8 protein-coding genes are annotated in these 10,722 nt (G+C 45.8%); 1 reads left to right on the top strand and 7 read right to left on the bottom strand.

The features are described from left to right. The 4 genes from R7Q09_RS00340 to fabB all read right to left on the bottom strand — a co-directional run. The coding region (locus R7Q09_RS00340; protein ID WP_318071168.1) for a FimV/HubP family polar landmark protein at window positions 1–2,873 on the bottom strand (2,873 nt) is incomplete at its 3' end. 197 nt (window positions 2,874–3,070) lie between these two features. After that, window positions 3,071–4,084 carry an aspartate-semialdehyde dehydrogenase gene (locus R7Q09_RS00335; protein ID WP_005380562.1) on the bottom strand — a complete coding sequence of 338 codons (1,014 nt, stop codon included), beginning with the start codon at window positions 4,082–4,084 and terminating at the stop codon, window positions 3,071–3,073. Next, complete coding sequence (locus R7Q09_RS00330) at window positions 4,081–5,214, bottom strand: 4-phosphoerythronate dehydrogenase (protein WP_005380560.1); 1,134 nt, start codon at window positions 5,212–5,214, stop codon at window positions 4,081–4,083. The genes R7Q09_RS00335 and R7Q09_RS00330 overlap by 4 nt, the downstream gene beginning before the upstream one ends. Before the next feature lie 340 nt (window positions 5,215–5,554). Further along, window positions 5,555–6,766: a beta-ketoacyl-ACP synthase I gene (gene fabB / locus R7Q09_RS00325; RefSeq protein ID WP_005389435.1), complete on the bottom strand. Its 1,212-nt coding sequence runs from the start codon at window positions 6,764–6,766 to the stop codon at window positions 5,555–5,557. A gap of 128 nt (window positions 6,767–6,894) precedes the next feature. Here fabB and mnmC point away from each other — a divergent pair, with 128 nt between their 5' ends. Next, a complete protein-coding gene (mnmC, locus tag R7Q09_RS00320) occupies window positions 6,895–8,913 on the top strand; it encodes a bifunctional tRNA (5-methylaminomethyl-2-thiouridine)(34)-methyltransferase MnmD/FAD-dependent 5-carboxymethylaminomethyl-2-thiouridine(34) oxidoreductase MnmC (RefSeq protein ID WP_274342318.1) in 2,019 nt (672 codons plus the stop codon). Between the two features lie 76 nt (window positions 8,914–8,989). Here the strand turns inward: mnmC and R7Q09_RS00315 are convergent, their stop codons facing one another. The 3 genes from R7Q09_RS00315 to R7Q09_RS00305 form a co-directional block, all read right to left on the bottom strand. Continuing rightward, a complete protein-coding gene (locus tag R7Q09_RS00315) occupies window positions 8,990–9,514 on the bottom strand; it encodes an NADPH-dependent FMN reductase (protein ID WP_274342319.1) in 525 nt (174 codons plus the stop codon). Window positions 9,515–9,660: 146 nt separating this feature from the next. Beyond that, complete coding sequence (locus R7Q09_RS00310; RefSeq protein ID WP_017635933.1) at window positions 9,661–9,924, bottom strand: YfcL family protein; 264 nt, start codon at window positions 9,922–9,924, stop codon at window positions 9,661–9,663. Between the two features lie 25 nt (window positions 9,925–9,949). Next, window positions 9,950–10,480 (bottom strand): elongation factor P hydroxylase, encoded by a 531-nt coding sequence (locus R7Q09_RS00305; protein ID WP_053349556.1) that lies wholly within the window; start codon window positions 10,478–10,480, stop codon window positions 9,950–9,952. Window positions 10,481–10,722: the final 242 nt, after the last annotated feature.

Genomic DNA, 10,722 nt, shown 5'->3' with positions numbered 1-10,722 from the left:
ACTTGTTCTGACTCAACGGACTCGGACGTTTCTAACGCAGGTTCGCCAGCCATAGATGCTAGAGCATCTTCTTCACTAAACTCAGGAAGATCCAGCTCGTCAAAATTGAATTCATCTTCTGATTCAGTTGGTAAGCCTGCTTCAACTTGTTCTGACTCAACGGACTCGGACGTTTCTAACGCAGGTTCGCCAGCCATAGATGCTAGAGCATCTTCTTCACTGAATTCTGGCAAATCTAGCTCATCAAAATTGAATTCTTCTTCTGAATCGTTGGTCGACTCAGTTTCCGGCTCCAATTCAGGCTCATCCAGTAGCCAATCTTCTTCTTGTGGAACACCGAATTCATTTTCTATTGTATTTGGTGTCGGCGTGAAGGCTGGAATGTCTTCCTCTTGCTCAACGTGAGGCTGTACCTCAGCATCGGACTCCACGGATGGTTCTTGTGTTGAATCAGTATCGGTAGCCTCTTGCTGTAGTGATGAAGCTTCCTCTATCTCCGCTTGTGTTTTTTCAACTTGCTGCGGTAAATCGTCTTCACTATCAAATAGAGCGTCAAGTTCAGCAGAAAAATCCGCTTTTTCTTGTTCTGTTGGCAGAAGCTCTTCACTGTCTGACTCAAATAGGTCGTCTAGCTCGCTCATTAAAGGATCATTCTCTGGTGAGAGGTCCTCTAAATCACCAAGAAATTCATCGCTGCTAAATGGCTCTGAAGTAGCTTCTGGCTCGGTTAATGGTTGATCTTCTACAGCTTGTTGCGTGTCTGGCTGGCTTTCACTTAATAAAGCGTCGATGTCCAACCCAGACTCAATGTCCTGATCTTCATGAGTTTGTTCTGACTCAACTACGGGAGATGGCTTTTCGTCGGCGTCTGATTCACCAAAACCAAGTGATTTCAGTAACTCTTCCTCTTCCGATTTATTCTGCTCTGGGCTCTCGTCCTCTCGAATCAGATCATCAAACGGATCTAAATCAGCTTCAGTCTCTTCATCAAGTTCAGAGGTAACATCATCAATGAGTTCATCCAGTAAGTCTGTGCTATCTGCGTCTAACTCTTCGATCGAGTCATCACCTTCAAAACCAGAGATTGCTTCTAGCTCGTTTAGTGGATCAAACTCGTCTGTGTCATCTTCATCAAAATCAATGAGTTCATCGAGTAGCTCTGTACTGTTTTCATCTAGAACAGGACCTTCATTGGCGTCAGCTTCTCGAACTTCCGATTCGCTAGCCGGTTGTTCATACTGGGCCAATAGCTTATCGATATCGTCGTCAGATGCCTCTCCTACACTAAAGTCATCATCCGAAACGGGCTGTTTTAACTCAGGCTCATCAGTATCTAAATCGAAGTCATCGTTGCCAAGTTCAGCAAACAAGTCATCAAGCATATCCTGGTCGACAGTGTCACTTGGTAACTCTTCTGACGGCTCATCGGCTGCAAGTAACTCGGCAAATGCATCGTCTGAAAGCGAGTCTGATTTCTCATTCGTATCATCCGAAAGATCGAAGCCAGACTCATCGTCATCGAGCACTTCTAGTTCTGGAGCAACCTCATCTAAGGCTCGCTCCATTTCTTCTAAACCAAGCGCTTTTTCTTCGCCATTGACTTGGATACCATTGTTCGATGACTCAAACTCATCCAGACCAACATCTAGGTCGCCGTCATCGCCAATATCTGCAAATGGGTCATCGTCCCCTTCCAGATTGAAATCCAGTTCTTCATCGTCGAGGTTAGCAAAGACGTCTTCTTCTAAATCTGACTTCTCTTCTTGTAAAGACTGTGTGTTGATATCTTCATCTGCAAACAATTCATCATCAAGCGTGAGCTCTTCATCAAGCTCTTCCGCCGCCGCTAAACCGATTGGCGCCGCAAGAGGATCAACGTTTTGCTGTTCCTGTGCAGCCGCATCTTCCTCTTTCGCTTTAGAGCGTCGACCAAGAAGCATAACAACTAGCAACGCAATCAAAGCACCAGGAATTAATGCCGCAAGACCAACAAGCCAACCATTCGACAAAATTTTGTCCATGGTGCTTGGTTGCATGCGTTGTTGTTCAGCAAGGCGCTGGCGTTCTTCAGCAAGCAGCTTCTCGACTTCCGAGCGAATGCGTTCTTCGTCATTCAGCTCGCTTTTCAAAGTTTCGACTTCGCTTTGCACTTCTGACAGCATCAATCGAAGACGATGATTCTTCTCTTCTAATGACTCTAATTCACTTTGTGAGCCTTGAAGTTTGTCCTTTAGCGCACTGACCTGCTTTTCACCCTGCGGAGAGGTGGTTACTGGTGGCGCAGGGATGACGGGTATTGTTTTCGGAGTTGGTTTTGGCTCCGTTGCTGCCACTGTCTCTGGCTTAGCCGCAGGCTTGGGTTCTACTTTAATTTGTGGCTTTGGTTGCTCGGTGACTCGTTGTGCTGGCGTCGCTCTATTTGTCGGCTTCGGCTGTTTTAACTTAGCTTCATGCGCCTTCATAATCGCAACAGCTTGCGCTGTGGTCGCGCTTTGCACTTGCTCTAGAGAAGGTACTCGTAGCCGACTACCTGGGATCAATTCATGAATGTTTTGGTTCTCAAACGCTTGAGGGTTAATTCGGTAAATGGCAAGAAGCGTTTGTTGAACGGTAACACCGCGTGAAGGTCGTAATTCTGAAGCGATCGACCATAGTGTTTGATTTTCACCAGTCGGACCAAAGAAACGTGACGGTTGAGTATTCGCAGGAGGAGCAGGTAATGCTCGCTCAATATCTTCAGCATAGCTCGGAGATGATTGCACTTCACCAGACGGTCCAACAAGACGAATTCCTTCGGCTTGAACCACTGATGATGTCTGAGTCGCGCTCATCAACACAAGGGCTGCTAACAAACGCTTATAATTTTGACGCATAGAAGGCTCAGTTTTGTGCTAGATACAATTTGAAATGGTGATCGGTTAAATATATCGGATATCGCATGCAAAACTATAGCGTTGAGAATAAAAAATGTGTGGCTCTCGCCATATTCGTACTAATCTCACACTATTTTGTTTCGTTCGTACAAAAAAGCCTCGCACTGTGCGAGGCTTTGAAATGAACTGTAAGCGACTTAGTAGTAATCGCGGATCAGAACTTCTGCGATTTGCACCGCGTTAGTTGCCGCGCCTTTACGCACGTTATCAGCAACAACCCACAGGTTTACGCCGCTATGATGGCTGATATCGTTACGGATACGGCCAACCATTACATGGTCTTTACCGCCCGCATCGCGAACTTGTGTAGGGAAGTCTTCACCGTGGAACACTTCGATACCGTCAGTTTGTTCAAGCAAGTTAACGACTTCTTGTGCATCGATAGGTGAACGAGTCTCAATGTGAAGTGCTTCTGCGTGACCGTAGAATACAGGAACACGTACACACGTTGGATTGACTGTGATTGATGGATCGTTAAAGATCTTCTGTGTTTCCCACACCATTTTCATTTCTTCTTTGGTGTAGCCGTTTTCCATCATTTGATCGATTTGTGGAATACAGTTAAACGCGATCTGTTGAGAGAATTGCTTCTTGTCTGCAGGCAGACCGTTTAGCAGCTTCGCCGTTTGACCTGCTAGCTCATCGATACCCGCTTTGCCTGCACCAGACACCGATTGGTAAGTTGATACGTTAATACGCTCAATACCCACCGCATCGTGAATTGGTTTTAGTGCCACCAGCATTTGGATGGTTGAACAGTTCGGGTTCGCAATGATGTTACGGTTACGAAACTCTGCAATCGCTTCTGGGTTTACTTCTGGCACAACAAGAGGAATGTCGTACTCGTAACGGAAGTGTGATGTATTGTCGATAACAATCACGCCTTCATCAGCGGCAATTGGAGCCCACTTGGCTGATAGCTCACCACCAGCAGAAAACAGTGCGATATGCGCTTGAGACCAATCGAACTCTTCTACGTTTTGAACGCGTACCGTTTTACCGTTGAAGCGGTAAGTCTTGCCTTCGCTGCGCTCACTCGCGAGTAGGAAGATTTCGCCTACTGGGAATTTGCGCTCTTGAAGCACATCCAAAATTGTTTCACCGACCGCACCGGTCGCACCTAAAATGGCAACATTATATTGCTGGCTCATTGACTTACCTCAATCTGAAAACCTAGTTCTGCTAATGGAGCAAGGTTACATGTTTTGTTACCCACTAGCGTGACAGCGCTGTATTCACGGCGATCCCAGTAGTTTTTACGCATCAGGTCAAAAGCGCCTGGCTTACTGATTTCACGGCGGAAAAGAGCGTCATCTCTACGCACATCATAGATTAACTGCGTGATGTTATGCAGTGTTGCTTCGTCCCAAGCTCTGTCCAATACCATAGTAGGAACAGGCGCGGTTGGCAGTAAATCGCTGGCATGCGCACGTAATTCGTTATTTAAGAACTCACAGTAGCTGTTGAAAATCATCGTTGTACCGCGAGCTTTCCCTTCCAAGCCGTAGCCTGCAACGTGAGGGGTTGCGAATGCTAGCAGAGGCAGAAGCTCCATATCAACCTCTGGTTCAAATTCAAATACGTCGAGTGCCGCTGTAAAGCCATCATTTTTCAAAAGACGTTGCTTCAAAGCAGCGTTGTCAACGATGGGACCTCGAGCCGCGTTAATCAAAATTTGATCGCTGCGGAGACCATTTAATACCTTCTCATCAATCAAATGATGCGTTGGGTATGGGCCATCTTTGGTGATTGGCGTATGTAGTGTAATGATGTCTGAGCTTTCAATCAGTTCTGTCAACGGAGTAAAGCTACGAGGATCACCAGCCTCTTGTTTGAATGGGTCATTGATGAGAACTTTAATACCCATGCCTTTCAAACATTTCTCTAGGTAGCTACCTACTTGGCCTGCACCAATAATACCTACCGTCTTGTCAAATACCGAGAAACCTTGTTGCTGAGCGAGCACCATCATCACGCTGAACGCGTATTCCGCTACACCCACTTTGTTACACCCTGGCGCAGCAGTGAAGAAAATGCCTTTCTCTTTTAAGAGTGCTTGGTCAACATGATCCATGCCTGCCGTGGCCGTACCAACAAACTTCAGCTTGTTTGCTTTGCTGATCAGGTCAGCATTCACTTTGGTGACTGAGCGAATCATTAGGGCATCAACATCCACTAAATCATCGGCGGTCAGTGTACGACCTGGTTTTAAAATTACGTTACCGAGTTGGCTGAATAGCTCTTCAGCATACGGCATATTTTCATCAACAATAATTTTCATAGCGCCAGCGTTCTAACATCCATTTGTAAGAGTTCGTTTATTCGCAAGATGCGAAACTAAAGCGATTGTGCCCTTTTCCCGAAAAATCTCAAGATATAACACCAATAAACCTCAAGGAGGTAACTTCTATAGAATCAATTGACGGGAAGCCTAGAGAAAAGCAGAAACAGAGAAAAGAAAAAGCCCGGCTAAATAGCCGGGCAAAGTTCCAGAACAAAAGGATCCTATCCCGCTCTCCATGGGATAGAGTCTGCGTCTGTTCGATCAGTGTGACTGATCAAGCTCTGGAAACTGGATTGTTGGCGTTTACAGTACTCTCGCAAGGCGCCAACAAATTAAGTTAACCTTGGTACTTTTTAATAACCAAAGTTGCGTTTGTGCCGCCAAAGCCAAAGCTGTTTGACATTACGGTCGTTAGCTCTGCATCACGTGCTTCTGTCACGATGTCCAGACCTTGTGCTGCTTCGTCCAAGTTTGAAATATTGATGCTTGGAGCAATGAAGTTTTTGTCTAGCATAAGTGTTGAGTAAATCGCTTCGTGCACGCCCGCTGCGCCGAGTGCGTGACCAGTCATTGCTTTTGTTGCAGAGATTGCAGGGCTGTTCTCACCAAACAATTGTTGGATAGCACCAAGCTCTTTCACGTCACCAACTGGTGTCGATGTACCGTGCGTGTTGATGTAATCCACACCATCAACGTTTTGCATCGCCATCTTCATACAACGAATTGCGCCTTCACCTGATGGCGCTACCATGTCGTAGCCATCTGATGTCGCACCGTAACCTACGATTTCACCGTAGATTTTCGCACCACGTGCCAGTGCGTGCTCTAGTTCTTCAATAACCAGCATGCCGCCGCCGCCCGAGATAACAAAACCGTCACGGTCTGCATCGTATGTACGAGATGCTTTGTCTGGCGTGTCATTGTATTTGGTTGACAGTGCGCCCATCGCATCAAACATCATAGTTTGAGACCAATCTAGCTCTTCGCCGCCACCAGCAAAAACAATATCTTGTTTGCCTAGTTGAATAAGCTCCATAGCATGGCCGATACAGTGTGCAGATGTTGCACATGCAGAGCTCATTGAGTAGTTCACGCCACGAATCTTAAATGGCGTAGCAAGACAAGCAGAAACAGTAGAAGACATTGTACGAGGAACCATGTAAGGACCAACTCGCTTTACGCCTTTGGCGCGCATCGTGTCTGTCGCTACCGTTTGATTGTATGCAGAAGCACCGCCAGAACCTGCAACGATACCGGTACGATCGTTTGAAACCTGCTCTTCTGTAAGACCAGCGTCTGCGATTGCCTGCTCCATTGATAGGTATGCATAAGCAGCCGCATCACCCATAAAGCGCATCTGCTTACGGTCGATGTGTTCCGCCGGGTTGATTTTTAGATCACCCCATACTTGCGAACGAAGACCGTGTTCTTTGAACTGCTCAGATGCAGTGATGCCAGATTTGCCCGCTTTAAGAGACGCTAGAACTTCTTCGACGTTGTTACCGATACTTGAAACAATACCCATACCGGTGATTACGACTCGTTTCATTATGACATTCCTATAATTCAAAAATCCGCTAGATGATAACTAAGATAGTCAACAAAAGTGGTCAGCTTTCCCATAAATTCGTACAATCGCCCCATTCTTACCGCGCCAAATCACAAATTTGCACCATTATGACTTCAATAAAAAACGCAGAACTTGGTTGGAACGAAGCTGGTACTCCGGTTTCAGACCAATTTGATGATGTTTACTTCTCTAACGTAAACGGTCTTGAAGAGACACGCTACGTTTTCTTAAAACAAAATCATCTCCCAGAAAGATGGCAGGAATTTGACCAAAGACGTTTTGTCATTGGTGAAACAGGATTTGGCACGGGATTAAACTTCTTAGCAGTATTCCAGTGGTTTAGTGAGTTTCGTCGTCAGCATCCGGACGCAACATTGAAAGAGCTGCATTTTATTAGCTTTGAAAAATACCCATTAAGCAAAGCCGATTTAAAGAAGGCGCATGAAGCTTGGCCTGAGCTAGCTGAATACGCGGAAAAGTTACAAAAGCACTACCCTGCCGCTGTGCCGGAGTGTCATCGCATTGTTTTAGAAGACGGCGCAATCACACTCGACCTTTGGTTTGGTGACATTAAAGACTGCATGCCGCAAGTCCCATACAACGAACAAGGTTTGATTGATGCTTGGTTCTTAGATGGATTCGCGCCAAGCAAAAACCCAGAAATGTGGAACCAAGGCCTGTTCAACAACATGGCAAAGCTAGCCAAGCAAGATTGTACAGTTGCCACGTTTACCGCAGCAGGCTTTGTACGTCGTGGTTTGAACGAAGCTGGCTTTACAATGAAAAAGGTGAAAGGTTTCGGCACTAAGCGAGAAATGATCGCCGGCTCTATGGAGCAACGTGAAAAGCAATCGAACCATCTCCCTTGGTTCAATCGCTCAGCATCTAGCAATCTTGATTCGATTGCCATCATTGGTGGTGGTATAGCTAGCGCGGCGTTAGCGAAAACGTTAGTTCGTCGTGGCCAAAACGTCACCCTTTACTGTAAAGACAAACAACCAGCCAAAGGAGCTTCAGGCAATCGACAAGGAGCCGTTTATCCACTGCTTAATGGCCCGCACACGGGCGTTTCGCGTGTGTTTGCTCCTGCATTTTTGTTCGCACGTCAGTTTGTTGAACAAGCAGCACAAGAGATCGATTTTGATCATGACTGGTGTGGCGTAACTCAGTTGATGTGGGATGACAAATCCACAGACAAACTGGAGAAAATGCTTGCGGGTAACTTCACTCCAGAGCTCATTCAAAAGCTGTCCGCCGAGGAAACTGCGAACACTATCGGGTTACCTATTGATATGGCGTCTGTGCACTACCCAATGGGAGGGTGGCTGTGCCCTGCCGAGTTAACTCGCGGGTTAATTAAACAATTGGAGAAGACGTCGTTACTCTCAACGAAGTTTGAACATCTTGTTGAGGCATTAGATTGGGATGAAAAGCGTCAGCTCTGGCTACTAACGGCGAGTGGTCAAACATTTGAGCACTCAACGGTTGTAATTGCGAACGGCCATGAGTTCCAGACATTGAGTCAAACCGCTTCCCTACCAATGGGACAAGTGAAAGGACAAGTCAGTCATGCGCCAGCAACCGAAACGCTGAGTCAGCTGAAAACGGTGTTGTGTTACGACGGTTACATGACACCTGTTAACCCAAGTAATCAACACTTGTGTATCGGTGCAAGCTACGACCGCAGTCACCTTGACTACGAATTTGATGAAAACGCCCAAAAAGATAATGCGGAAAAGCTAGTGAAATGTGTACCGAATCAAACATGGGCAAAAGAGGTAGATATCACTGGTAATCAATCTCGCCAAGGTATTCGTTGTGTTAGCCGAGATCACTTACCATTTGTCGGAAATGTGGGTGACTTTGAGACGATCAAAACGCAATACGCCAACTTACAAAATCAAAAAGAAGAAGAGGTAGAAACCATTCATCAGTACCCTAACCTATTCTGCTTCTTAGGTTTAGGATCTCGTGGACTGAGCTCTGCACCATTATTAGCTGAAGTGTTGGCCTCCCAGATCTGTGGGGACCCGCTGCCATTACCTGTTGATGTATTGACCGAACTTCACCCAAGTCGAATGTGGGTTCGTAAACTAAGAAAAGGCAAAGCCATTACCGAGCTGTAAGAGTATTCTCTCGTTTTAATTCCCGACACAGATACGTGTCGGGAATCGCTAACTCACTAAGTTGCTCGTACTGAGATTACTTCAGCAGTGCAACTGCCTGTTTCACTTGCTCTGACACTTCTGGGTTTACAACCTTACCCGATTCCACGTCAAAATTTTCGTAGAAGCTCGGCACAGATAACGATGCCTTTACATCCGCGCCAAAAAATTGAGCAGAACCTGTCGCCGCCGCAAGAACACTTTGTGCACCACCGGGACCTGGGGAAGTTGCTAAATAAACGACAGGTTTATTTTGAAATACATTACGCTCAATGCGCGTCGCCCAATCGAACAAGTTTTTATAGGCCGCTGGGTACGAACCGTTATGCTCTGCGAAGGAAACAACGAGAGCGTCAGCCTCCGCCAAGTCACGTAAAAACGCGACAGCCCCTTCAGCTTGACCAATTTCTTTCTCTTTGTCCTCGCTAAACATTGGCGCTTGATAATCGTTTAAGTCTAGAACATTCACTTGAGCGCCTTCGACTTGGTTTGCTGCGTATGTAGCAAGTAGTTTGTTGATTGAGGTAGAGCTGGTAGATGCACCAAATGCGACAATTTTCATGGTTGTAATCCTTTGTTCACGTTTTATGCTGATCAGAATAAAAGTTGAACAGTTTCGCTACAACCACAAAAATTTTATGAAGAGGTTCGAATTTTTCGAAGTAGTAAATGACTAGGATTAAATAAAGGGAGAACGCTGCTTAGGGACTAAGCCTGAGCCTGGAGCTCTTGCCACAAATCACTGACAATCACGCGATCGGCCGGGCTTAACTCGGTACGCGCATTTTCTAAGCTGCTCTCAATGCGTGACTTCAGCTCAGTAATATCGCTAATCCCTTCTTCTTCACAAGACGCCGCGGATAAAGAGATGTGACCACGTAAATAACCACCAGCAAACAATTCATCGTCAGATGCTGTTTCAATTCGAGCATCAATCAGTTCCAGTAGTTTTTCTTCAAATTCAATAATCATGGTGTATCTCTGAGGTTATTAATGGTTATTTAACGCAAAAGTCCGACGCTTCCAGTGGCTTAGTTTGATAAAATGCGCGCAGGGCATCAGAAAGCATTTTCACTCGCAAAGGCAAGCCTACGTCCAAAATACCCAGCACTTCTTTATGTACTTTTTGCATAAAGCCGAGCCTATCTGGTTCAAAATCGCCGTGTAGATTGTCACAACTCACCGTAAAAGGGAAGCCAGCGCTTTGTGCCAGAATCCATTCATAAGCTTGAGGTCGCACTTCAACTTTCTCAAACTCCGCTTGAACTTCTGCTGTTCGCCCATCGGGTTCATACCAATAGCCAAAATCTTCCAGCAAACGACGCTCTGGACCAGCCACACACCAATGCGAAATCTCGTGTAAAGCAGAGGCGTAAAAACCCCGAGCAAAAATAATCCGATGATGAGGGTGTTCATCATCAGCAGGAAGATAAATAGGCTCATCACCACCTAACTCTAATTTCGTATTAAATTGTTCTAAAAAGGTGTCATTAAAAATGGTGATTAAGTCTTGGTATTCGTGGGTCATCGTCGAGTTTGTACTTCAGTTTGACATGCGCTGCATATTGTCGCTGTTTTTAGCTATGAGGTAAAGGCAACCCCACATTTTTGGTTATTAGTTGAATTTATCTGAACATCGCTTTCTCCATACAATTTCTCATTCGTCAGCGTACTTATTTACCACTACACTCTCGCCTTATTTTGATGCCGTTCAAACCGCTATTTTGAAGCCGTTTGATTACAAGCATGTTGCTGGTTTTAATCACTTTT

It is taken from the genome of Vibrio sp. 2130-1 (assembly GCF_033339515.1).
This window is presented reverse-complemented; position numbering and strand designations above follow the sequence as displayed.